This window comes from Aliikangiella aequoris, from assembly GCF_053709105.1.
In genome coordinates this window covers 3,292,202-3,315,725 of sequence record NZ_CM132298.1, presented here as the reverse complement: position 1 = coordinate 3,315,725, position 23,524 = coordinate 3,292,202, and the positions used below count along the sequence as shown (strand labels likewise).

The window sequence follows — 23,524 nt, the reverse complement described above, 5'->3', positions numbered from 1 at the left end:
AATGCAAACTCGTATATCGCCAAAGAGCCTAGCTAAAATAAAAGATATGAGTATTGTGGCTAAAGCTACTGCAGAAGGTTTTTTGCATGGTATTCACTCTAGTCAACAACGCGGTATTGGTATGGAGTTTAGCCAATATCGAAGTTATCAGATAGGTGATCCACTGAGCTTAGTTGACTGGAAACTTTTCGCTCGTAGTGATCGCTATTATGTGCGCGAGGCGCAGCGTGAAAGTGAAGTAGATATTTGGTTTATTCTAGACACAAGCGACTCAATGGCGCAGCCTAGCGGTGACTCTAAAAAACAGTGGAGCAAGTTAGATTACTGTAAAAACTTAATTGCAAGTATTAGTCTTATTGCCTGTCGGCAAGGAGACTCGGTTGGCGTGATTAGGGCAAGTGACCAACAGTTTCATTTGCTCCCAGCAAACAATGGTGAAGCTCACTGGCGTAAAATCTTGCTAGAGCTTAACCAAACTCAAGCGCAAGGCGTATTTAAAAATAGTGAACGGTTATTGACTTACTTAAGTCAAATTAATAAGCCTTCGCTAATCTTTTTTATCTCGGATTTTTACCAACAAGAAAGTGAAATTTTTACCGCACTTAAAAGTATCAACCGCTTTAAAAGTGAGGTAGTTGCATTTCAAGCAACGTCTAATCTCGAAGCTGATTTTCCATTTAAAGGAATTGTTCGCTTTAAGGATAGCGAAACTCAGCGCGAAGTACTTGCCACGGCCGAGCAAGTAAAAAACTCATACCTAGCAAACTATCAGCAGTTTATCGCTAACTTAGCCATACAACTCAAGGGATTAAATATTAGTTACACCCGATTTAATATTGATGAACCATTTGATGAAGCATTAGAGCACTATTTAGTTCAACGTCAGCGTATTAGGCATAGCAGGTAGATGCAAATGTTTGAGTTGTTTGGGTTTCAGCAGTCTTGGTTATTATGGGGTGGCTTAGCGAGCATTATACCGGTCATTATTCACTTGATAAGTCGCAGTCAAGGGCGGGAGGTATGCTTACCATCGCTTCAGCTGCTTCCAAGGAAAAGTAAAACCCAAACTAATCAGTTAAAATTGACCCAATGGGTTTTATTAATTGTAAGGTTGATGATTATAACTGTGGTTGTGCTTATATTAGCCAAGTTGTTTTGGTTTGATAAGCGTCCGCTAGTAGAGCAGCCTTTAGTGGTTATAACCAAACAGTGGCTTGCTAATAGCGCTTTGCAAGAGCAGCAGGAGCTAGTTGAGCGCTATCCTAGTGCCAGTTACCTAATCATTCCTGATACTGAAATACAACTGAAGCCATTAACTCTTGCTAGCTTGCAGTCGTCATCACAGCAACCGCCTAGCTTAGACTCTAATGAGTCTAATAATTCTTTTTATTTAGCAGAAATAACTCAGCGCTTTGCAGAATTTAAAAATCTACATGTTTATTCCACTAATAACGCAAACACGATAGCCAACAGCGGCTTTAGTACAAGCAGCAAGATTAAATGGTTTTTGAGTGGTGATAAGACAATAAATACCAAAGCAATTGAAGTGCAGTTATGGGTCGTGTATTCAGCCGAGCGTTTAATTGATGCCAACAATATTATTCAAGTTTTATCTGATTTAAAAGCGCTTGGTGCAAATATTAAAATCCACAGGCTAGAGAACTCGCAGTCGAACTTATCAACACTTAAAAAAAGCATAGAGCAGGAAGGTTTAGCCACAAATGGTGCTAACTGGTTATTTTGGTTATCGCCAGAAAAAATCCCACAAGCATTCTTTGGTATACCAATGTTATCAACGCTTGCTGATATGCGCGAATCTTCCTACCAAGAGTTATCCTCTTTGGTGAGTACTAAGCTGGGTAATTTTCAGGTTAAGCGCATAGGGAATAGCATTGAACATCCAGCTGCAAAGGTTTGGCTTTTCGCACAAAACTTAGCGCTACTTTCGACTCGGTTTAGCCAAAATAAAACGCACTTATATTTTAATAGTCGATTTAATGAGATGTTTTCAAACTGGCATAAGCAAGGCTTTTTTGTTGAGCAGCTTGGTGATATTTTAAGTACGAATATTGAGCACTTTCCTCGGCAGATTGACGAGAGCCAGATACAACAACATATAACAAGTGCACAAAGTGTTCTTGATGAGTCGATTAGCACTAAAAAAAGTTCGCCTAGCGAAATATTGTTTTGGATTTTAATTTTTCTTACCTTATTTGAGCGGCGTTTAGCAGCTTCTAACCAGGTTTTTAGGCGAAGCGCATGATGAGCTTTTTAAAAAGGTATCGGCATAAAGCAGTGGATGAGAGCGCGCCTTTTCAGCAGGGAATTAAGCTTTTTAAGTTGCACTTTTGGATTGTTAAGTGCATAGAAATAGTGGTTCCTAGCGTGCTATTCTGGTTGTTATTTGCTGTAAGCTTCCCTACGTTGCAACAAAGCCAATTATTTAAAGCATATCCTCAAACGACACTCTATGTGACGTTTTGGTGGGCTTTAGCTGTTTTGCTAATAAGTTTTTATCAATGGCGCAAAAACACTATTAGCGAATCGATTTTTGCTGAATTCTTAAACCGTAGCGATCCAAAATATCAAGAAAGTACACAGCTATTACTCGCTAATAAAATAGATTCTTCGGTTCAGAAAATTCAAGCTGAAAAGATTAGCGCGATATTGCGCGACGACATTAAAAGCCGTGCGCTTAAACATTATTTTCCTAGATTCAATATAGTCAACTCATTAGTTAACTTAGGTCTTTTTCTGCTTGTGTTCCTAGTTTTTTTGATACCTACTTTTTTCGATGATGCTCGTATAAGTCAAGCCCAACTAAATTCCATAAAAAAGTCGGCTCTAACCGAATCCACCTTTCTTCCGGCGCTCATCATGGAGCAGCAAGTAAAGATTAAATATCCCGACTATACTGGTTTGGCAGAAGATAATTTTAAGACTTTAGATATTGAAGTATATCCCGGTTCCATCGTGAGTTGGCGATTAAAAACTAACAGCAACATACAGCAGCTATTTTATCAAGACAATCATGGTCAACAAATCCAGTTAAAGCCGCAAGGTGAGCAAGTATTTGAGCTAATAATGAAAGTTGAGCGTAATACTTTCTATCACTTTATGACCTATCAGAATAACAAACCTATTAAACTCACTAATATTGCGAGTATTCGCTTACTGCATGACTCTGCACCAAGCATAACGATTACTTCTCCTAAATTTTCTCCTTTAAATATCAGCCGCGAGTCTGAACTCGAAGTAAAAGTCGCTGCAGAGATATTAGATGACTTTGGTTTAAGTGAAGTGGTGTTAATCGCTTCTTTGGCTAAAGGCAGCGGTGAAGCGGTCAAGTTTCGAGATAGCAACTTTCCTATGCTGCAACAATCTACTCAAGTTATGGGTAAGCAGAAGTCCTGGATTTATGGTTTGAATTTGAACCTTAAACAATTGGGAATGGAAAAAGGTGACGAGGCTTACTTTAGAATTCAAGCCAAAGACAATCAGGCCCCAGTAAATAATATGACTTTATCGTCTAGTGTGATTATTCGCTGGCCAGACAGTGCAACTACTGAACTTGCAATAGAAGGCTTTCGAATTAATTTTATTCCTGAGTACTTTAGAAGTCAGCGACAAATTATAATAGAGACTAAACAGCTTATTGAAGATCGCAAGGATTTGACCCACGAAAAGTTTAGTCAATTGTCTGTTGATCTTGGGCATTCACAAGCGGATTTAAAAAATCGCTTTGGTCAGTATCTTGGAGACGAGATTGGCGAGAGCGAAGGTGTTCAACATGGACTTGCCGACGGCTATCATGGTGATGGAAGTGAAGAGTTTGGCGCTGCCAATGAAAGCATAGAGTCAGAAGAGCATGATGATAAGCATGAGCATGAGCATCAAAGCGAGTCGTCTACTCAAGGTGAAGTTAATCACCAGCATGAAAATACTTTATTAGAGAATCAGCGAGAGAGTAGCGATCTATCAGGCAAACAGCAGCTTGTTGCAGAATTTATGCATCAGCATTCAACAGAAGAAATAGGTCCATTGTCAAATATTGATCCTAAAACCTGGATGAAGCAAGCGGTGTCACAAATGTGGCAAGCTGAACTGCATTTAAAAATGTCGCAGCCAAAACTAGCACTTCCTTATGAGGAAAAGGCCTATCAACTTCTTAAACGAGCGCGGCAAGCAGAAAGAATTTATGTAAAGCGATTAGGGTTTAAGCCACCACCAGTGAGTGAAAAAAATCGGCTTAGCGGTGAGTTAAATAATTTACTAGAGCTTAGCCTTAGTTTTCAATCTCAGCCAGAAGGGGCTGAGGTTATAGAGCTTTTAACGGAAAGCTACCAATTATTGGATGACATTAAGTCAACATCAATTTTAACTAACTCCCAAATAGAATTGCTCGCAAGGCTGCAAGATTACTTTATTGAACAGTCTGCCAAACGAGTAGCGTTGTTTAAGTACGCCACAATGTTAGAGAAGATAATTTCTGTTAAAAGTATTTCTGCCGCAGGCTGTCACGAATGTGCGTTGGCAATAAAACAGAAAATTTGGCAGCTTTTACCTGCTCCCAATAAAGCACCAGTCATGATTTACAGCAAACGCTTACTAAGCGTTTCTCGAGATAAAAATCAAACTAAGAGAAGTCCTTAGTATGCAGCAGTTCATTGTTTTCAATCCCTTGTTCGATGAGATAGTACTTTATTTTGCGTTAGTTGCCGTAGCGTCTTTGCTCAGCTATTCCTGCTATTTGAGTTTCAAGTCTCAACATCATTATCGAGTGCTGATTTGTTGTTTACATGCGGTTATTAGTGTCGCATTACTTGGCATTTTGCTCGCACCTAAAATTGTTTCTACCAACGGAATAGAAGCCAATGTTATTCATGGTACCCAAGCGCTTAGAACTTTTTTAAAAGCTAATCATAATGTGCCACAAAACACTTACTATCTGGTTGATCAAAGTGAACATAAAACACTGCTAAAAGAATTAAAAGTGCCTGCTCAAATAGAAAGCATTAATTATATTCAACAGGTATTATTGCGTCAGCCTGAAATCAGCCGAATAAAGCTATACGGTGAAGGATTAAATAGTGAAGCCTTGGCTGAAATGGAGCAGGTGACTTTTAGCTACCAACCGAATAGTAAAGAAATTGCAATTTCCGATGTTAAGTGGTCACAAAAACTGCTGTTAGGTGAAAGATTTTGGTTTTCCGGAAAGTTAATTCTAGAGTCTAAATCTAAGCTGGTTGTAAAATTACTGGATCCATCAAATCAAGTTGTTGCAACGCTGACAGGAGATCCGGAGCAAAATTTTACCCTTTACCACAAGCCTAAATTAGCGGGGCTATTTGAATATCATTTAGTTATTGAAGATCAAGATGAATCGATATTGTACCAAGCGCCATTGCCAGTCGAGGTTGAACAACCTGATTATAATCGAGTTTTTATTTTGCAGTCGAAACCTTCTTTTGAAACGCGCTATTTGCAAAATTGGGCGGCAGATCAAGGAGCGAGTGTTTTAGTAAAAACTAAGCGAGTAAATGATACTTGGGCGACTCAACGGATTAATTTTTCAAGTGCTAATAAAGTTGCAGCTAATTTGCCGTTAGACGCAGGCTTAACAGAACATTTTGACATTATGCTCACAGATTTTGATACTTTAATGGGACTAAACACTACTCAACTTAACGCGCTCTATCAAAGCGTTCAGCAAGGCTTAGGCCTTTTATTAATCTCCAATAACAGTGGATTTGACCAGATTAAGCAGCGCTTAAATAAAAGTTCAAAAGAGTTACTTTTTAAATCTATTGCAAGTAATTTTCAATTAACTATAGATAAACAAGGCAAGCAACTAAATAACCTTAATGGTCAATATCATGGGGCTAACCTATCGATCGATGGCGTTGGCATTAATTCAGGTAAGCTGGTGCTAAAAACAGTTGAGTCGGTATTTGTCGACAGGTTGTTACAGTCTAATGACAAACTGCTAGCCGCCAGTTATCAAGTTGGCGCAGGCAGAGTTTCAATTTCCACTATTGAACAAAGCTTTGAATGGCAACTACAAGGCAATCAATCAGTCTATGCAGATTACTGGTCATATTTAATCGCTGCTACTGCACGCCAGCCTAATTTAACTGGGCCTTATCTAATTGGCTCTCAAACTTTTGATGCTGAACCTTCCGAACCTTCTGAACCGTTTGGCTTAACAAGTCGAAGTGCGGCATTTATCATTGAAAACAGAAAAACTGAACTTTGCGTTTATAGTGAGCAAGCGCTGGCGAGAATTGCTGTCAAATCTGGATTACTCCAAAGACAGGTAGAGCCTACTGAATCTCAAATTAGCTTAGAACAACATCCCGTTTTCAAAAATGTGTGGTGCGGTCTATTTATTGCCAAAGACATTGGCTGGAGTCAGGTCGTTTTACAACAAACTGCCAGTCAAAATTCCGAATCAATAAATCTTTTTGAGTTGGCATTTGAACAAAAAACGCTTGGAAACGTCTATGTGTTTGCGCGCAATAACTGGCGCGAGTACATATCACAGTTAAAGCAAATACAAACCAATCAATTTGCCCAAACCTTAAAAACTGCGGCTATTAAGCAAAACCATTATCAACCGATTTCGGCTTGGGTTTGGATGTTATTGTTTATCACAAGCTTTTCGCTGATTTGGTGGCTAGAAAAGCGCGCGTTATTAATTGTCTAAAGAGTCCTCCTCCTCTTTAGCTACTTCCATTGGAGTAAGGCTAAGTCCACCGCTACTTAGGCTTGGCTCTGCAGGGGCCGGAGCAGCAGCTTGAGTCGATTGTGCTGCCTCAGGTGAGGGTTTGCTTTCTGGTGCAGCCGCAGGCGCAGCTTTAGTGGCAGGGGCATTTTTTGTTAGTCGCATTTTTAACGCTAAGTTATTTTTAGAGTCTGCATTTTTAAGCGCTTCTTCTTGAGTTATTTTTCCTGACTCATAAAGTTTAAATAATGCAGTGTCAAATGTTTGCATACCTTGATTTTCTGACTTATGCATGACTTCTTTTATTTCATCAATACAGCCTTTCTTAATCAAGTCACAAACTCTTGGCGTGCCAAGTAAAATTTCGATTGCGGCGCAGCGTTTTTTATCAACGGTTGGAATAAGTCGTTGCGAGACAAAAGCCTGTAAATTAAGCGAGAGGTCGAGAAATAATTGTTTATGGCGTTCTTCTGGAAAAAAGTTAATGACCCTATCAAGTGCTTGGTTTGCGTTGTTCGCGTGTAAAGTCGAAATACATAAATGCCCGGTTTCAGCAAAGGCGAGCGCGTGCTCCATAGTTTCTTGGTCGCGAATTTCACCAATTAAAATCACGTCTGGTGCTTGGCGTAAGGTGTTTTTTAAGGCGTCTTCGTAGCTGACTGTATCCACACCAACTTCGCGTTGGTTAATGATAGATTTTTTATGTCGGTGCACAAATTCAACTGGATCTTCTATGGTGATTATATGCCCAGACGAATTACTATTTCGGTAATCAATGAGAGATGCGAGCGAAGTTGATTTACCTGAACCGGTTCCTCCGACAAATAAAATTAGTCCCCGCTTTTGCATAATTAATTTGGGCAAAATATCGGGTAGATCAAGATCACGCCAATTCGGTATGTCGACTTTAATTGAGCGAATGACCATAGAGACTTGGTTTCTTTGTTGAAAGATATTGACTCTAAAGCGGCCTATATTGGGTTCGGATATTGCCAAGTTCATTTCGGGGCGGGTCTCAAATGCAGCCCTTTGTTCTTCATCCATTAAAGCGTCGGCCATAGCTTTAACGTCACCAGGCTCTAATATGCGCCTGTCGATTGCCATTAAACGACCATGAAATTTGGCACTCGGCGGTGCTCCGGTTGACAAAAAAAGGTCCGAGCCGTCTTTTTCAGTGAGTATTTTTAAATAGTCCAGTAGTTCCATAATAATACCTATTGCGAGACACTAATCCCATGAGCAAAAACTTAAGTATAGTTAATAGAATTTATTTCGCTGCCGAAAAACGAATTAGAGCATTTGAGGGCGTTTAGCTGGTTTGGTTATGAAGCTTTATTAAACTTAGGTAATATTTGGGCTGGGTTAAAAACTTGCCTAAGTTTGAGTTGGTATATTTAAAAAATACTTAGGCAAAGTTTATAATATTGCTTATTAATGAGCGTTTTTAAGTTGGGGCGTGTTAGCCTAGCTTACTTTGGTAGCGCTATTTTGGCTTCTTTATTGCGTTTAAACAATGTAACTATATGGCCCACTCTCTGAACTTTGCTAGATTGTGTCTTTTGAGTGATTTGCGTCATCATTGCTTCACGGTCTTCGCGCTCTTCTGTTCTTATTTTAACTTTGATTAGCTCGTGAACGTCGAGTGCGCTCGCAATTTCTTCTAATACTGCGTTTGTCAGGCCTTTATCGCCTATCATCACTACAGGCTTTAACGAGTGGGCTAGGCTTCTTAAGTGTCGAATTTGTTTGTTATTTAAGTCTTTCATAGGGATTCACATTACAATTAGATGATATAAGTTTAACATTTAATTAAAAAATTTGAGACAATAAAGCCTAACAAAGTTGTTTTAATCGCATGATATTCAATATTTGTAGTCTAAAGCGATTAGATTAACGTATTTATTCAGGTGCAAAGTCAACCTGTGAGCAATTGAAAGGCTAATTTGCGAGTAATTATGGCGAAAAGTAAGAGTAGTAAAGGCTGGCTTAAAGAACACTTTGACGATGTGTATGTCAAACGTGCCCAGGAAGAAGGCGTGCGCTCAAGGGCGGTGTATAAACTTGAGGAGCTCGATCAAAAAGACCAGTTATTAAAGCCCGGCATTACTTTAGTCGATTTAGGTGCAGCGCCAGGCGGTTGGAGCGAATATGCAGCTAAAAAAGTGGGTTCAAAGGGTAGGATTATTGCTACTGACATATTAGCAATGGATTATTTAGACGGGGTCAACTTTATTCAAGGTGACTTTCGTGAAGAGTCAGTTTTAAACCAAATTTTGGAAGCCATGGATAATCAACAAGCAGACCTTGTAATTTCTGATATGGCCCCCAATATAAGTGGCGTAGATGCAATAGACCAACCTGCCTCAATGTATTTAGTCGAATTAGCGCTGGATTTGGCGCGACAAATCTTGAAGCCTGGTGGCAATTTTGTAGTAAAAGTCTTTCAGGGTGAAGGGTTTGATCAATATAAACAAGAAGTTAAGCAGAGTTTTAAGGTTTTAAAAGTACGTAAACCTAAGGCTTCGCGACCGCGCTCTAGAGAAGTTTATGTTTTTGGCCAAGGATTTAAAGGCTAAATTGAGCGTTATTGAGCAAAATATTGATTTGGCACTAAACTTTTTCGGAAATATCGCGATACAATTGAAGCGTAGAACCGATTTAATTTTAGGCTAAATCAGTTAATAATAGAAAAATTCAATCAGTCTAGGGTAATGCTAGGCGCAGATGAACTTAAATGTGGATAGATAGAGGATAATCCTTTGAATGATATGACTAAAAATATCTTGCTATGGTTAGTAATTGGCGTGGTATTAGTTTCAGTGTTTAAAAATTTTGAAGCCAGCCAAATACAATCGAGCGAGGTAGAGTTTTCGCAATTAATGACCGATATAGACCGGGGCCGTATCACGTCTGTGACAGTCTCAGGCTACAATATTGAAGCGAAAACATCGTCTGGCGAGACTAAAACCTCGAAAATTCCTGCTGGAGCTCATGAGCTGTTAGCCAACAAGGCTATTGAAAAAAATATAGTCTACAAAGGTAAAGAAGCCGAGGGTGAAAGCACCTTGTTTACTATTTTTATTTCTTGGTTCCCCATGCTGTTATTAATAGGCGTGTGGATTTTCTTTATGCGTCAAATGCAAGGTGGCGGCAAAGGCGGGGCAATGAGTTTTGGCAAAAGCAAAGCGAAGCTTTTAAGTGAAGATCAAATTAAAACCACATTTGCTGACGTTGCCGGCTGTGAAGAAGCTAAGGAAGAAGTGTCGGAACTAGTCGATTTCTTACGTGAGCCAAGTAAGTTTCAAAAACTAGGCGGAAAAATTCCGCGTGGTGTTTTAATGGTAGGCCCGCCTGGAACCGGTAAAACTTTATTAGCTAAAGCAATTTCTGGCGAAGCAAAAGTTCCATTTTTTACTATTTCTGGTTCAGACTTTGTTGAAATGTTTGTTGGTGTTGGTGCTTCTCGAGTACGCGATATGTTTGCAGAAGCCAAGAAGCAAGCACCCTGTATTATTTTTATTGATGAAATAGATGCTGTAGGTCGCCATCGTGGCGCTGGTATGGGCGGTGGTCATGACGAGCGCGAGCAAACTCTTAACCAATTGCTAGTTGAAATGGATGGTTTTGATGGTGGTGAAGGGGTCATTGTTATTGCTGCAACTAACCGTCCAGACGTGTTAGATCCTGCATTGCTTAGACCTGGCCGATTTGACCGTCAAGTAACGGTTGGTTTGCCTGACATAAAAGGGCGTGAGCAAATCATTAAAGTACACATGCGCAAAGTGCCATTAGCTGACGATGTAGATCCTAATGCCATTGCTAGAGGTACACCGGGTTTTTCTGGTGCCGATCTAGCCAACTTAGTAAATGAAGCTGCGCTATTTGCAGCAAAAGCAAACTGCCGAACTGTTAATCAAGAGTTTTTTGAGAAAGCGAAAGATAAAATCTTAATGGGTAGTGAGCGCCGTTCCATGGTGATGGATGAAGACGAAAAGTTAAACACCGCGTGGCATGAAGCTGGTCATGCAATCGTCGGACGTTTAGTGCCAAGTCACGATCCGGTATATAAAGTGTCAATTATTCCTCGAGGACGTGCTTTAGGGGTAACAATGTATTTACCTGAGCGCGACCGCTTTAGTTATAGTAAAGAGTACTTGGAAAGCCAATTAAGTTCTTTATACGGCGGGCGTATTGCTGAAGAAATGTTGAATGGGCCAGATAAAGTAACCACTGGTGCTTCGAATGATATTCAACGTGCTACTGAAATTGCGCGTAACATGATTACCCAGTGGGGCTTTTCTGAAAAACTTGGACCGTTAACTTACGCAGAAGATGAAGGTGAAGTGTTCCTAGGTCGCTCAGTGACTCAAACTAAACATGTATCTGACGGCACGGCTAAAGTGATTGACCAAGAAATTAAAGATCTTATCGCTAAGAACTATCAGCGAGCTGAAAGGCTGTTGAAAGAAAATGCCGACAAGTTAGAAATAATGGCCAATGCATTGATGAAGTATGAAACTATTGATGCGAAGCAAATTGATGACATTATGAATAATAGAGAGCCAAGACCACCGGAAGGCTGGGACGATAATGGCGATAGTGGAACACCAGCGGCAAAAGAGCCAAAGGCTAAAGTTGTTGAAGAAGAAAAGGGCACTATTGGTGGGCCAGCTGCGCAACAATAAGCTTTAATTATTGAGTTAACCAAGGGCATCTTTTTAGGTGCCCTTATTCGTTAGCACTAAGTAAATTGTGATGGTCGTAATCGGTTTAGGAAATACGAATGAATTTAGAGCAAGCAAGGCGAGAATATATTCAGTCTGGACTTAGTCGAGAGCAGTTACTCGCCGACCCTAATGAGCAGCTTAAATTATGGCTAGAACAAGCGGCAGAGGTCGATTTAGTTGATGCTACCGCAATGACTTTAGCGACGGTTAACGCGCAAGGGCAGCCTAGCCAGCGGGTAGTTTTGTTAAAAAAACTAGATGCAGAAGGATTAGTTTTTTTTACAAACTACCAAAGTCGCAAGGCTAAAGATATTAGCGAAAACCCGAAAGTTAGCGCTAACTTCGCGTGGCTGCCTTTAGAGAGGCAAGTAAAGATTGAAGGTGTCGCAACTAAAATTTCTCCAGCGGAGTCTTTAAAGTATTTCTTATCTCGACCCAAGGCTAGTCAAGTCGCTGCTTGGGCGTCTAACCAAAGCCAATCCATTCCATCAAGAGCATTTTTAATGACTGCTTTTGAGCGTATGAAACAAAAGTTTGCTGAAGGTGAAATTCCTCTGCCCGATTTTTGGGGGGGGTACAGAATTAAACCTAGTGAGTTTGAATTTTGGCAAGGTGGCGGAGCTCGGTTACATGACCGCTTTAGATACTCACAAAATGCTGGCTCGCAACCCGACAGTCAATGGCAAGTTGAACGACTAGCGCCTTAGAAGCAAAGTCCATTTGGCTCCTCGTATTGCCTTTTAGCCGTTAACTGTAAATGTTATGCCCGTAATACAAAATTAGACAGTCATGTTACAAAATACAAAATTAGACAGTCATATAAATATTCGCATTTTAAATTGCTACACTAAGCTGTTTAAGTATTATGCGAATCATCATGTATTTGTTAAAAAAGGGTTTAATTTTTGAAAGGTCCGCTGAGTTATCTCTAAAACCCAAACCAGAAGCAGCCAAAATACCCACGAGTGTGGGGATTTAAATGTTGCTTTGTGAGTGAAGTCGCTTTTGAAGTTATCCAGTACTAAACAGTTTTTCTAATTGCCGAGTTCCTTGAATCCACTGTTGCTCGAGTTGCTCAACCTTCGCTTTTATTGCATTAATGCCTCCCACAAAGCGGCCATAGTTTCGACCATAATGCTGTATTTGGCTCAGCCAATGTGACTGGTTTATATTGAGCTGTGTAAGTACTGATTGAATGTTCGCAGGCAGTGCTGCTTTGTCGGGGTAGACAATTGCTTTACCGGTCCACTCCACTAGTGCTATATAGTCCTTAAGCTTAAAGTTTAACTTGCGCTCTTTTACCTGACCGGCTATCGCGGCAACCGCTTGATTAAGTTGTTCCGTGGTCATCGACTCAACGCGATGTTTAATACTGGTATGGTCGCTTTCTGGTAGCGACTTGGCAATGCCGGCTCTTATTGGGTTTAAGTCAACATAAGCCATACAAGCAAGCGCAGCCGACTCATCTAACAGCGCTTGTGAAGTAAAGCGCGACTCCCAAAAGTGGCCTTTACAGCCATCCTCTAAATTAGCCAGCCGAGCTAGTGGTTCATTTAAGCGTCGCATTAACCATGAAATATCTCCTAATCGTTTGCGGTAAGTGGCAAGCAGCTCATCATCATTGGCAATGGCCTGCAAGCGTAATTGGCGCTGTAATTGAAATTGTGGCTTGTCTAACTTACCAGGAAAAGCTCGTAACCAGCGCTCAGCGACTTCTCGATTTGACCACTGCTGAGGCGCTTTGGGGTTAGAGTAAACCACTAGGTGATAATGGTTGCTCATTACAGCATAAGAGTAGACTTCGATGGCAAACACCTTAGCCAGCTCAAGAATACGATTTTCTATCCAGAGACGACGGTGCTCAAAGCTTATGCCGGTTTCTTTATCAAACCCACACAAAAAAGTGCGTCTTACACAGCGGCTGATTAAATGATAATAACCGGGCGTTTCAGGATCAATTTGGTCTTTTCTGGGAATGGCCATGATTCGTCCTTGAGCATTGGATAGAAGAGCATTGTTGCAGAAAATATTTAACGCTTGAATAAGCAATACTTGATAAAAAGGTTAAGAGATTGGCGCTTGGGAATGTAGGAAATTGACAGTAAGGTGACTGTCCGCAAATGAATTTTTTTGACTAGCGATTGAGGGTAGATCTTGCGACAATTTGGTCAAACCGTTAGATTATTGCGCTATTGCAACATATTGACGGCTACATGGCTTGTCATTTAGATGTCATAATTACACTTGATTTAATTCGAAAGAATTTGCTTTTAATCTATACTTATCAAATAGTTAAACTAATAGGTAGGGGCAAGTTCTGGCTAGTTTAAGGCTATGTAGAAATATGACAGTTTTATGACATCGCTCTCATAACTGGACTATCTTGGCGCTAGCCCTTAAAATTCGCACCTCAAATATGACATAGAGTGATCCTTATGAATCCAATATTAGACTTATTTGCTAGCTCACCGATGAAACCAATGCAAACGCACATGCTAAAGGTTCAAGAGTGTGTTGGTAAGCTACCTGAATTCTTTGAAGCAGTTTTTGAACAAGACTGGGATAAAGTAGATACATTACAAAAAGGCATTCGTGCTTTAGAAAATGAAGCTGATGAGTTAAAAAAGGAATTACGCTTACACCTTCCAAAAGGTTTGTTTATGCCGGTTGAAAGGACTGACTTGCTAGCTTTGTTGTCTTCGCAAGATAAAATTGCCAATAAAGCTAAAGATATTGCAGGCTTAATAACTGGAAGAAAAATGGTATTTCCGGATGCTATCAGAGAAGACCTTCGTGATTATTTAAGCCGTGGAATTGATGCTTCGTTACAAGCGAGTAAAGCGATTCAACAGTTAGACGAGTTATTGGAAACAGGTTTTAAAGGTCGCGAAGTTAAAATCGCTGAAGAAATGATTGTCGTTTTAGACGAAATCGAAAACGATGTCGATGTTTTGCAAATTAAACTAAGACGCAAACTTTTCGCATTAGAAGAGTCGCTTCCCGCAGTCAATGTTATCTTTATGTATAAAGTCTTAGACTGGATGGGTGACTTGGCAGATACATCACAGCAAGTTGGCGCTCGTTTAGAGCTACTACTAGCACGTTAGTTTTCCTGATAAGAGAGAATAACAATGGAAATTAGTAGCTTTTTTCAAGAATATCAAATGATTTTAATTTCATTAGCTGCCATGTTCGGTGTGTTAATGGCATTTGGCATTGGCGCTAACGATGTCGCGAATGCTATGGGTACCTCGGTTGGTTCTAAAGCCTTAACGATCAAGCAAGCAATAATTGTTGCGATGATCTTTGAGTTTGCCGGGGCTTTCTTAGCGGGCGGAGAAGTAACTTCTACTATCCGTAAAGGCATTATCGATTCTGGAGCAATGGTTAATACGCCAGAGTTGTTGGTGTTTGGTATGATGGCCTCGTTACTCGCGGCTGGTATTTGGCTTATTGTAGCAACGTATTTTGGTTGGCCTGTTTCTACCACTCACTCTATTGTCGGTGCTATTGTTGGCTTTGCCGCAGTGGGCATTGGTATGGAAGTGGTTATGTGGGGTAAAGTTGGCTCTATCGTCGCCAGTTGGGTGGTGTCGCCACTACTCTCGGGTACGATTGCTTTTATGCTATTTACCAGTGTTCAAAAGTTAATTTTAGATACTGAAGACCCGCTTAAAAATGCGAAAAAATACGTTCCTTTTTATATGTTTTTAGCTGGCTTTATGATCGCGCTGGTTACCTTATTTAAGGGCTTGAAGCACGTAGGCATTAAATTTGATTCAATTACTTCTATTTTAATAGCAGCCGGTTTTGGTTTAGCGGTTTTACTCGCTGGTAAGTTTTTTATCAATCGTCAAAAAGCGGTTGATACAGACCAGTCAAGTTATGCTAACGTGGAAAAGGTTTTTGCTGTATTAATGGTTGTCACTGCATGTGGTATGGCTTTCGCTCACGGCTCTAATGATGTTGCCAATGCGATTGGGCCATTAGCTGCAGTGGTAAGCGTGGTCGAAAATAATGGTGAAATCGCTAAAAAGTCTGCTCTTCCTGTTTGGATATTGTTGGTTGGCGGATTAGGTATTGTTGGCGGCCTTGCGCTTTATGGTCGTCGAGTAATGGCGACGATTGGTAAAAAAATTACCGAGCTTACGCCAAGCCGTGGCTTTGCAGCAGAGCTTGCAGCAGCGTCAACAGTAGTTATTGCTTCTGGAACAGGACTACCTATTTCTACAACGCATACTTTGGTTGGAGCAGTATTAGGTGTGGGTATGGCTCGAGGAATTGCAGCACTTAATTTAGGTGTACTAAAAAGTATTGCGGCTTCTTGGGTAGTGACTTTGCCGGCAGGCGCAATTTTATCGATGGCATTTTTCTTTATGTTTAAAGGGATTTTCCTTTAAACATTTGGTTATAGGCTGTAATAAAAAAGGCGCTTTAAGCGCCTTTTTTTGTGGTGATTTAAATTGTTTTTCTCGTGTGAGGTAACTATAGGATAAAGCGAGTTAAATCTTCATCTTGAGCAAGCTCACCCAGCTGTTCTTTTACGTAAGCTGCGTCCACAATTAAAGCATCACTAGAGTCTGAAGCGGTAAAAGAAATTTCCTCTAAGAGTTTTTCCATTACTGTGTGTAATCGTCTCGCACCGATATTTTCGGTAGTTTCGTTTACTTGCCAAGCAACTTCTGCAATCGTTTCAATCGCATCATCGGTAAAGGTGATTTCGCGGCTTTCAGTTTGCATTAATGCAGTGTACTGCTTGGTTAGCGCTGCATCTGGCTCGGTTAAAATTCGCTTAAAGTCGTCAGTTGTTAGTGACTGAAGTTCTACTCGAATTGGCAAGCGACCTTGTAATTCTGGAATTAAATCTGAAGGCTTTGACAAATGAAAAGCACCAGAGGCAATAAATAAAATATGGTCGGTTTTTATCATGCCATACTTTGTCGACACGGTGCAGCCTTCAACTAGCGGCAACAAGTCGCGTTGAACTCCTTCTCTAGAGACCTCGCCACCAGAGCCGCGATCGCCCTTAGCAACTTTATCTATTTCATCTAAGAATACTATTCCGTTATTTTCTACCGCTTCTGCAGCATGAGCTTTTAATTCGTCTTGATTAATTAGTTTGTCAGACTCTTCTTCGATGAGAAGTTTTAACGCATTTTTGATTTTTATTTTACGCTTCTTTTTTCTCGATGGAGTCGATTGTTGAAACATGTCTTGAAGTTGGCTGGTCATTTCTTCCATCCCTGGAGGGGCCATAATTTCAATACCTACAGAGGGGCCAGCTAAATCAATTTCAATTTCTTGCTGGTCGATTGTGCCTTCGCGAAGCTTTTTACGAAACATTTGACGAGCGCTTGAGTCATTACTTTGTTGGGGCTCATTGTCAAAATTTCTTGCTGGTGGTAATAACGCATCTAAAATGCGCTCTTCTGCGGCTTCTTCTGCACGTACTTTGACTTGTTGTATCGCTTGCTCACGCAACATTTTAAATGCCGCATCGACTAAGTCGCGAATAATTGATTCTACATCTCGTCCGACGTAGCCAACTTCGGTAAATTTAGTGGCTTCGATTTTAATAAACGGCGCGTTGGCTAGTTTGGCTAAGCGCCGTGCGATTTCTGTTTTACCAACACCTGTTGGGCCAATCATTAATATATTTTTAGGCGTGATTTCATTTTTAAGTTCTTCATTTACCTGCATGCGGCGCCAGCGGTTTCTTAGGGCAATGGCAACAGATTTTTTGGCCGCATTTTGGCCTATGATATGTTTGTCTAGCTCATGGACAATTTCGCGTGGAGTCATTTGTGACATTTTAATATTCCAATTCTTTCAGTTATTGGTTGGCTTAAGTTGTAATAGATAGCAGCAGTCTGATTTAGGCTTGGCAATCAAGCTCTTCTATTGTGTTGTTATGGTTGGTATATACACAAATATCACCAGCAATTTTTAATCCAGACTCAACAATTTCGCGTGCTTCTAAGTCAGTCTTGTCGAGCAAAGCACGTGCCGCAGATTGTGCAAAAGGTCCGCCAGATCCTATTGCCATCAAGCTATCTTCTGGCTCAATAACGTCGCCATTTCCGGTGATGATCAGCGAGTGCTCTTTATCGGCAACCGCTAATAGCGCTTCTAATCGGCGTAGCATTTTGTCGGTACGCCAGTCTTTCGCAAGTTCAACAGCGGCGCGCATCAATTTTCCTTGGTGCTTTTCTAATTTTGCTTCGAATCGTTCAAATAAGGTAAAAGCGTCGGCAGTGCCTCCGGCAAACCCCGCAATGACTTTTCCGTGATATAAGCGCCTCACTTTACGGGCGTTTCCTTTCATCACGGTATTACCTAAGGATACTTGGCCATCTCCACCGATAACGACTTTTCCGTTACGGCGGACGGATAATATGGTTGTGCCTCTATATTGTTCCAAAAAACTCTCCTAAAAGGGCATAAAAAGGTATTGCTGTTATGTGGGTCTTGATTGGCTTGTTTTCAAGGTGTGATAAGCGATTTATTGTTGATGATAAAAGTAAGGATTTAAGTGACCCAAGGTAAAGTGCACCGAGTTGCGGAGAGGGAACGCTACTTTTGGATATTGTATTGGTCCCATTCGCGTATTGACCAATGGCTATTAACTACTAATCACTAACCATCAACCAGTAGTTAATATACAAGTAATAAATTTACAACAATGGGGTAAATTAGCTTGTCCTTTAGTCTTTCTTTAGGTGGGTTAAAATTCTACAGTCGATAATGCCGTTATCTTGCATTCTATGGCGAATCTTTTCAGCGGCTCTTTTGCTATTAAATGGCCCTAACTGCACTCTATGCCACTGAGTTGAACCTTGCTGAGTTTGGATTATTTCGGATGAACTGCCCGCAAAGCCGATTCTTGCCTTTAGCTCTTCTGCGCGACTTTGTTCTCTAAATGAGCCGCAAGGCATGGTGTAATAATATTTTTTATAGTTTTGTGGTAGCTGTAAATCTTGCTGTGGTATTTTTACTTCTTTATTGGAAAGCTCTTGATGAACTTCATAAAATGGAATTTCATCTGCGGTTTTACTGCTAGCTTTAGGTTTTTGCTCGCTCGTGGGCACGGGCTTGGTTTTTTTTGCGCCTACTTGAGTTTGGTTTTGTGGCTCGAGAGTTTTAGCAGGGTTATACCATTTTAAATAAACAAGCCCTGCAATAAGCGCGGAGATTAATAGCAGCGTAAATAGCCAAAGGCTCACTGGTACGGCAGGCTTTTTATTGCCGCGGCTAGCGCCCCGTTTTTTCTTGGCTGGCGTTTTTTTCTTAGCGTAATCTTTTGGCATTGAGTTGTCTTACTTACATCTTTTCTGGCGCGCTAACACCTAAAATTGACAAGCCGTTAGTTAGTACTTGCTTAACTGCAGTGACCAAACATAACCTTGCATCGCGTAACGCAGCGTCAGAAACAATAAATTTTTCTGCGTTGTAGTAGCTGTGAAAATCATTGGCTAGCTCACGCAAATAGTGAGCCAACATGTGAGTCTCTAAAGCCTGTGCCGCAGACTTAATGAGTTCTGGGTACTTGCTAACCCTGTCGAGCAAGGCTTTTTCAAAATCGTTGTTTAACAAGCTTAGGTTTGCTCTGCCATTTGCCGGATCAAAGGTAATATCTTGTTCGGCTAATTGGCGGTAAACAGAACAAATACGCGCATGTGCGTATTGAATGTAAAACACCGGATTTTCATTAGTTTGTGAAGCGGCGAGTTCTAAGTCAAAAGTCATTTGAGACTCAGCACGGCGCGCAGCTAAAAAATATCGGGTGGCGTCGCGACCGACTTCATCAATAATGTCGCGAAGGGTAACATAGCTACCAGCGCGTTTAGAGATTTTCACCTCTTCACTACCGCGCATAACAGTAACCATTTGATGCAGCACGACCTCTGGCCAGCCTTTGGGAATTCCAATATCTAGTGCTTGTAAGCCTGCTCTAACTCGGTTGACTGTGCTGTGATGATCGGCACCAAACTCATTGACAACTCGTTTAAAGCCTCGCTCCCATTTATTCACATGGTAAGCCACATCGGGAAGAAAATAGGTATAGCCACCTTCCTTTTTGCGCATTACACGGTCTTTATCGTCGCCATAATCGGTTGTTTTAAGCCATAAAGCACCGTCTTTTTCGTATGTGTGGCCTTTCTCAACCAAGCTATTTACAGTGCGTTCTATATCACCATTTTTGTATAATGACGACTCTAAGAAATACACGTCGAACTGAACATCGAAAGCTTTCAGATCTAAATCTTGTTCGCGACGCAAATAAGCCACTGCAAACTCTTGGATTGCGTTTAAATCGTCGGCGTTGCCGCTAGCTGTAACTTGTTTGTCGGCCGCTTCAACAGTATCTTTATTGAGAAAAGCTTGAGCCACGTCGTTAATATAGTCACCTTGGTACCAATCGGCTTGCCAAGCTTCAGACTGAGGTAAGATTCCTTTGGCTCTCGCTTGTACTGATAGTGCTAAGTTTTTAATTTGTTGGCCTGCGTCGTTGTAGTAAAACTCACGGGTTACGTCCCAGCCATTAGCGCTGAGTAAGCGTGATAAACAGTCGCCAACTACTGCGCCGCGTCCATGGCCGATATGCAAAGGCCCAGTAGGGTTGGCAGAAACAAACTCAAGTTGAACTTTACGTCTTTGGCCACTTTGATTGAGCCCAAAGCTTTCTTGTTGGTCAAGTATTTGTTCAATGATTTGAGTTGATGCGGCTTGGCTTAGAAAGAAATTGATAAAGCCAGGGCCGGCAATTTCAACTTTCTCTAATTCGGCAGCATGCTCGATATTTTCGATAATCAATTGTGCGACATCGCGTGGAGATTGTTTGGCTGGCTTTGCCAACATGAGAGCAGCATTGGTCGCAAAGTCACCATGCGATTTATCTTTAGTGTGGGTGACTTGAAGGTTTATATTGACTGACTCTGGAAGCAATTCTTGCTGTTTGAGTGATTGAATTGCTTCATTGAGCCAAGTCTCGACTACTGCTTTCATTTGATAAATACCTAAAAACTTTAAAAGTGATTAATAATCAACTGCTTAGAGCTAAAACTTAATTTAGTTTCTTTTCTTGCAGCTGTTAGGAGGTATTATGCTAAAAAAGCAGTAGTTTGGCTATGCTATTTACGGTTTTATTCCATGATGGTTGGAAGGTATTTTTCTAAATCGTCGCAGCCACCTATGTGGGTTTCGCCATGAAAAACTTGCGGAACAGTTTCCACCGGCTTACCAATGGTTTTTGCGAGATCTTCCTTACTGATGTTTTCTTCCCAAATATCAACGTATCGGTATTCTAACTCATTGATTTCACACAATTGCTTTGCTCTAGTGCAAAAGCCGCAGCCTGGACGACCAAAGATAGTAAATTTTTTCATGTTGTTGCCTTTAAAGTTAAGTTAAAGCTGGAGACGCTCCAGGCCCTGAACTGATTTCTTTGTCTTTTGCGTATTGTGGCGTGACTTGGTGGTTTAGTCTAATTCAATGAGTCTATATTTTGTATTGTAAAAAGCTAATTTAAACCCTATTTTGGGCGCGACTTTAGCGCATTAGTTAATTGTATGTGGCCTATAGTTTTAAATATTCGCAAAAACTGCCAGTTAATAGGCGAATTTTGATTGTCCATTTTTGGGTATCGGCTTTCCTCGCAGTTTAAGTTTGGTTTTCTGCGCCATTCCTGTAAAATTGCAGGCAAATTGATGCGTCTAACCGACCTTTTTAAACTTAATTGAGAGCTACATTATGAGCCAAGATTTTCTAAATCATTTACAAGCCCAAATAAATGAGTTGCACGACACAGGGTTATATAAAGATGAAAGAGTGATTGATTCGCAGCAACAAGCTGATATTCACGTTACCACAGGCCAAAATGTACTTAACTTTTGTGCAAATAACTATTTAGGATTGGCCAATAGTAAAGCGTTAATTGAAGCTGGCCAAGCGGCATTGCAAGACTGGGGTTACGGCCTTGCGTCGGTGCGTTTTATTTGCGGAACTCAAGCCATTCATAAGACTTTAGAAAATCGGATTAGCCAGTTTCTTGGAATGCAAGATACTATTTTATATTCATCATGCTTCGATGCGAACGGGGGGTTATTTGAAACTATCTTAACGGCCGAAGATGCGGTTATTTCTGACTCACTTAACCATGCTTCTATCATTGATGGGGTTAGGTTATCTAAGGCGATGCGTTATCGTTATGCAAACAACGACATGGCAGACCTAGAAAAGCAGTTAATTGCAGCGAATGAAGCCGGAGCAAGATACAAATTGATTGCAACAGATGGGGTGTTTTCAATGGACGGCTTTATCGCCGATCTCAAATCAATCTGTGATCTGGCGGATAAGTACGATGCTATGGTTATAGTAGATGACTCTCATGCGGTAGGCTTTATTGGTGAAAATGGTCGTGGAACGCACGAATATTGTGATGTGATGGATAGGGTAGATATTATCACTGGGACTCTAGGTAAAGCTTTAGGTGGTGCATCGGGTGGCTATACTTCTGGGAAAAAAGAAATCATTGAATGGCTACGCCAACGTTCACGTCCTTATTTGTTCTCAAATACTTTAGCTCCAGTTATTGCTGCGGCGTCGGTCAAGGTTTTAGACCTGTTAGAAAGTGGCAATGATTTACGCCAAAAGCTAAATGAAAATGCGCAGTATTTTAGAGAAAAAATGAGTGCGTTAGGTTTTGAGTTATTACCTGGCGAACACCCAATTATTCCAGTCATGTTGGGTGATGCTTCTTTAGCTAAAAAGTTTGCTAATGAAATGCTAGCCGAGGGAATTTATGTGGTTGGCTTTAGTTTTCCTGTAGTGCCTAAAGGACAAGCTAGAATTAGAACCCAAATGTCAGCAGCGCATGATAAATCACATATTGATAAAGCGGTTGCTGCGTTTGAAAAAGTAGGCAAAAATCTTGGCGTGATCTAACTAAAACCTTAGTGGCAAGTTTATAGATCAATCCAGCATATGAGTGAGAGATAGCGCAAATGAAAACACTAGCAAAAAGCCATGCCAAAAAAGGTATTTGGATGGAAAAAGCCGAGCTACCCGAAGTCGGTCACAATGATGTATTAATTAAAATTAAGAAAACTGCAATTTGTGGAACCGATGTTCACATTTATAACTGGGATGAGTGGTCACAAAAAACTATTCCAGTGCCCATGACCGTAGGCCATGAATTTGTTGGTGTGATTGAAAAAATAGGCCAAGAAGTGCAGGGCTTTAAAGTAGGTGATAGGGTTTCGGGTGAAGGACATATCACCTGTGGTCATTGCCGAAATTGCCGGGCTGGACGCCGCCATTTATGTCGAAATACAGTGGGTGTTGGAGTTAATCGTGCAGGGGCATTTGCCGAATACTTATCAATTCCAGCGGTAAACGCATTTAAATTACCGGACGATATTTCGGACGAAATGGCATCTATTTTTGACCCTTTTGGTAACGCAGTACACACGGCGCTTTCGTTTGATTTAGTGGGCGAAGATGTTTTGATCACTGGCGCTGGGCCGATTGGTATTATGGCGGCAGCGGTTTGTCGTCATGTAGGCGCTCGTCACGTTGTGATTACCGATGTGAATCAATACAGATTAGATCTCGCTAAAAAAATGGGCGCAACAAGAGCTGTTAATGTCGCTGAAGAAAGTTTAGAAGCGGTTATGCGTGAGTTAAAAATGACTGAAGGCTTTGATGTGGGATTAGAAATGTCAGGTGTGCCTTCGGCAGTGCAGTCGATGTTAAAAACGATTAATAATGGCGGCAAAATTGCCATGTTGGGTATACCGCCTAGTGACATGGCAGTAGATTGGAATCAGGTTATTTTTAAAGGGCTGGTCATCAAAGGAATTTATGGGCGTGAAATGTTTGAAACTTGGTATAAAATGGTTTCTCTATTACAGTCAGGATTAGATATTACGCCAATTATCACGCATCAATTTAAAGTTGACGAGTTCCAACAAGGCTTTGATATTATGCGCAGCGGTCAATCGGGTAAAGTGATTTTAGATTGGAGCTAGGGCGAATAAGATGAATGTCCAATAACCGCCTAGTTGGGGTTATT

The 23,524-nt window shown here is 40.9% G+C and carries 19 protein-coding genes; 11 read left to right on the top strand and 8 right to left on the bottom strand.

What is annotated here, in order from left to right; genetic code table 11:
- Position 1: 1 nt before the first annotated feature.
- Genes ACUR5C_RS14405 through ACUR5C_RS14390 form a run of 4 tightly spaced genes read left to right on the top strand, consistent with a single transcriptional unit; the run spans position 2 to position 6,706 of the window.
- Positions 2-907 carry a DUF58 domain-containing protein gene (locus ACUR5C_RS14405; RefSeq protein WP_454465871.1) on the top strand — a complete coding sequence of 302 codons (906 nt, stop codon included), beginning with the start codon at positions 2-4 and terminating at the stop codon, positions 905-907.
- Entirely contained in the window at positions 908-2,263 is a 1,356-nt protein-coding gene (locus ACUR5C_RS14400) for a BatA domain-containing protein (RefSeq protein ID WP_454465870.1), read from the top strand.
- On the top strand, positions 2,260-4,653 hold the full coding sequence (locus ACUR5C_RS14395) for a hypothetical protein (protein ID WP_454465869.1): 2,394 nt from the start codon (positions 2,260-2,262) through the stop codon (positions 4,651-4,653). Before ACUR5C_RS14400 ends, ACUR5C_RS14395 begins: the two co-directional genes overlap by 4 nt.
- A 1-nt stretch (position 4,654) precedes the next feature.
- Positions 4,655-6,706 (top strand): hypothetical protein, encoded by a 2,052-nt coding sequence (locus tag ACUR5C_RS14390; RefSeq protein ID WP_454465868.1) that lies wholly within the window; start codon positions 4,655-4,657, stop codon positions 6,704-6,706.
- On the opposite strand, the gene ACUR5C_RS14385 is transcribed toward ACUR5C_RS14390, so the two are convergent.
- Positions 6,695-7,930: a PilT/PilU family type 4a pilus ATPase gene (locus ACUR5C_RS14385; RefSeq protein ID WP_454465867.1), complete on the bottom strand. Its 1,236-nt coding sequence runs from the start codon at positions 7,928-7,930 to the stop codon at positions 6,695-6,697. The two genes, ACUR5C_RS14390 and ACUR5C_RS14385, sit on opposite strands and share 12 nt — an antisense overlap.
- Before the next feature lie 263 nt (positions 7,931-8,193).
- Positions 8,194-8,490 carry a ribosome assembly RNA-binding protein YhbY gene (gene yhbY, locus ACUR5C_RS14380; RefSeq protein WP_454465866.1) on the bottom strand — a complete coding sequence of 99 codons (297 nt, stop codon included), beginning with the start codon at positions 8,488-8,490 and terminating at the stop codon, positions 8,194-8,196.
- 189 nt (positions 8,491-8,679) lie between these two features.
- On the opposite strand from yhbY, the gene rlmE reads away from it, so the two are divergent.
- The 3 genes from rlmE to pdxH all read left to right on the top strand — a co-directional run bounded on the left by rlmE (position 8,680) and on the right by pdxH (position 12,158).
- Positions 8,680-9,300 (top strand): 23S rRNA (uridine(2552)-2'-O)-methyltransferase RlmE, encoded by a 621-nt coding sequence (gene rlmE, locus ACUR5C_RS14375; RefSeq protein WP_454465865.1) that lies wholly within the window; start codon positions 8,680-8,682, stop codon positions 9,298-9,300.
- A 192-nt stretch (positions 9,301-9,492) separates the two neighbouring features.
- Entirely contained in the window at positions 9,493-11,409 is a 1,917-nt protein-coding gene (gene ftsH, locus ACUR5C_RS14370) for an ATP-dependent zinc metalloprotease FtsH (RefSeq protein WP_454465864.1), read from the top strand.
- A 98-nt stretch (positions 11,410-11,507) separates the two neighbouring features.
- Positions 11,508-12,158 (top strand): pyridoxamine 5'-phosphate oxidase, encoded by a 651-nt coding sequence (gene pdxH, locus ACUR5C_RS14365; RefSeq protein WP_454465863.1) that lies wholly within the window; start codon positions 11,508-11,510, stop codon positions 12,156-12,158.
- A gap of 304 nt (positions 12,159-12,462) precedes the next feature.
- Here pdxH and ACUR5C_RS14360 read toward each other — a convergent pair whose 3' ends face one another.
- Positions 12,463-13,434: a transposase gene (locus ACUR5C_RS14360; RefSeq protein ID WP_454465862.1), complete on the bottom strand. Its 972-nt coding sequence runs from the start codon at positions 13,432-13,434 to the stop codon at positions 12,463-12,465.
- A 452-nt stretch (positions 13,435-13,886) separates the two neighbouring features.
- Between ACUR5C_RS14360 and ACUR5C_RS14355 the strand changes: the two genes are divergently transcribed.
- Together ACUR5C_RS14355 and ACUR5C_RS14350 are read left to right on the top strand one after the other, a co-directional pair.
- Positions 13,887-14,558 carry a TIGR00153 family protein gene (locus tag ACUR5C_RS14355; RefSeq protein WP_454465861.1) on the top strand — a complete coding sequence of 224 codons (672 nt, stop codon included), beginning with the start codon at positions 13,887-13,889 and terminating at the stop codon, positions 14,556-14,558.
- A gap of 24 nt (positions 14,559-14,582) precedes the next feature.
- The gene (locus ACUR5C_RS14350; RefSeq protein ID WP_454465860.1) at positions 14,583-15,851 is read left to right on the top strand and encodes an inorganic phosphate transporter; all 1,269 of its coding nucleotides are present in this window, start codon (positions 14,583-14,585) and stop codon (positions 15,849-15,851) included.
- A gap of 85 nt (positions 15,852-15,936) precedes the next feature.
- On the opposite strand, the gene hslU is transcribed toward ACUR5C_RS14350, so the two are convergent.
- From hslU to ACUR5C_RS14325, 5 genes are all read right to left on the bottom strand, one after another.
- Entirely contained in the window at positions 15,937-17,262 is a 1,326-nt protein-coding gene (gene hslU / locus ACUR5C_RS14345) for an ATP-dependent protease ATPase subunit HslU (RefSeq protein WP_454465859.1), read from the bottom strand.
- A gap of 64 nt (positions 17,263-17,326) precedes the next feature.
- Positions 17,327-17,872 carry an ATP-dependent protease subunit HslV gene (gene hslV / locus ACUR5C_RS14340; protein WP_454465858.1) on the bottom strand — a complete coding sequence of 182 codons (546 nt, stop codon included), beginning with the start codon at positions 17,870-17,872 and terminating at the stop codon, positions 17,327-17,329.
- A 283-nt stretch (positions 17,873-18,155) separates the two neighbouring features.
- On the bottom strand, positions 18,156-18,758 hold the full coding sequence (locus ACUR5C_RS14335) for an SPOR domain-containing protein (protein ID WP_454465857.1): 603 nt from the start codon (positions 18,756-18,758) through the stop codon (positions 18,156-18,158).
- A 13-nt stretch (positions 18,759-18,771) separates the two neighbouring features.
- Positions 18,772-20,457: an arginine--tRNA ligase gene (gene argS / locus ACUR5C_RS14330; RefSeq protein WP_454465856.1), complete on the bottom strand. Its 1,686-nt coding sequence runs from the start codon at positions 20,455-20,457 to the stop codon at positions 18,772-18,774.
- 137 nt (positions 20,458-20,594) lie between these two features.
- Positions 20,595-20,837, bottom strand: coding sequence for a GrxA family glutaredoxin (locus ACUR5C_RS14325; protein WP_454465855.1), 243 nt, complete (start codon positions 20,835-20,837; stop codon positions 20,595-20,597).
- A 364-nt stretch (positions 20,838-21,201) separates the two neighbouring features.
- Here ACUR5C_RS14325 and ACUR5C_RS14320 point away from each other — a divergent pair, with 364 nt between their 5' ends.
- Both ACUR5C_RS14320 and tdh read left to right on the top strand, forming a co-directional pair.
- The gene (locus ACUR5C_RS14320) at positions 21,202-22,395 is read left to right on the top strand and encodes a glycine C-acetyltransferase (RefSeq protein ID WP_454465854.1); all 1,194 of its coding nucleotides are present in this window, start codon (positions 21,202-21,204) and stop codon (positions 22,393-22,395) included.
- 59 nt (positions 22,396-22,454) lie between these two features.
- Complete coding sequence (tdh, locus tag ACUR5C_RS14315) at positions 22,455-23,480, top strand: L-threonine 3-dehydrogenase (RefSeq protein WP_454465853.1); 1,026 nt, start codon at positions 22,455-22,457, stop codon at positions 23,478-23,480.
- Positions 23,481-23,524 lie beyond the last annotated feature (44 nt).

Coding starts and splice junctions, on each gene's coding strand:
- ACUR5C_RS14405 (WP_454465871.1), top strand. CDS start 2: ATGCAAACTCGTATATCGCCAAAGAGCCTAGCTAAAATAAAAGATATG.
- ACUR5C_RS14400 (WP_454465870.1), top strand. CDS start 908: ATGCAAATGTTTGAGTTGTTTGGGTTTCAGCAGTCTTGGTTATTATGG.
- ACUR5C_RS14395 (WP_454465869.1), top strand. CDS start 2,260: ATGATGAGCTTTTTAAAAAGGTATCGGCATAAAGCAGTGGATGAGAGC.
- ACUR5C_RS14390 (WP_454465868.1), top strand. CDS start 4,655: ATGCAGCAGTTCATTGTTTTCAATCCCTTGTTCGATGAGATAGTACTT.
- ACUR5C_RS14385 (WP_454465867.1), bottom strand. CDS start 7,930: ATGGAACTACTGGACTATTTAAAAATACTCACTGAAAAAGACGGCTCG.
- yhbY (WP_454465866.1), bottom strand. CDS start 8,490: ATGAAAGACTTAAATAACAAACAAATTCGACACTTAAGAAGCCTAGCC.
- rlmE (WP_454465865.1), top strand. CDS start 8,680: ATGGCGAAAAGTAAGAGTAGTAAAGGCTGGCTTAAAGAACACTTTGAC.
- ftsH (WP_454465864.1), top strand. CDS start 9,493: ATGACTAAAAATATCTTGCTATGGTTAGTAATTGGCGTGGTATTAGTT.
- pdxH (WP_454465863.1), top strand. CDS start 11,508: ATGAATTTAGAGCAAGCAAGGCGAGAATATATTCAGTCTGGACTTAGT.
- ACUR5C_RS14360 (WP_454465862.1), bottom strand. CDS start 13,434: ATGGCCATTCCCAGAAAAGACCAAATTGATCCTGAAACGCCCGGTTAT.
- ACUR5C_RS14355 (WP_454465861.1), top strand. CDS start 13,887: ATGAATCCAATATTAGACTTATTTGCTAGCTCACCGATGAAACCAATG.
- ACUR5C_RS14350 (WP_454465860.1), top strand. CDS start 14,583: ATGGAAATTAGTAGCTTTTTTCAAGAATATCAAATGATTTTAATTTCA.
- hslU (WP_454465859.1), bottom strand. CDS start 17,262: ATGTCACAAATGACTCCACGCGAAATTGTCCATGAGCTAGACAAACAT.
- ACUR5C_RS14335 (WP_454465857.1), bottom strand. CDS start 18,758: ATGCCAAAAGATTACGCTAAGAAAAAAACGCCAGCCAAGAAAAAACGG.
- argS (WP_454465856.1), bottom strand. CDS start 20,457: ATGAAAGCAGTAGTCGAGACTTGGCTCAATGAAGCAATTCAATCACTC.
- ACUR5C_RS14325 (WP_454465855.1), bottom strand. CDS start 20,837: ATGAAAAAATTTACTATCTTTGGTCGTCCAGGCTGCGGCTTTTGCACT.
- ACUR5C_RS14320 (WP_454465854.1), top strand. CDS start 21,202: ATGAGCCAAGATTTTCTAAATCATTTACAAGCCCAAATAAATGAGTTG.
- tdh (WP_454465853.1), top strand. CDS start 22,455: ATGAAAACACTAGCAAAAAGCCATGCCAAAAAAGGTATTTGGATGGAA.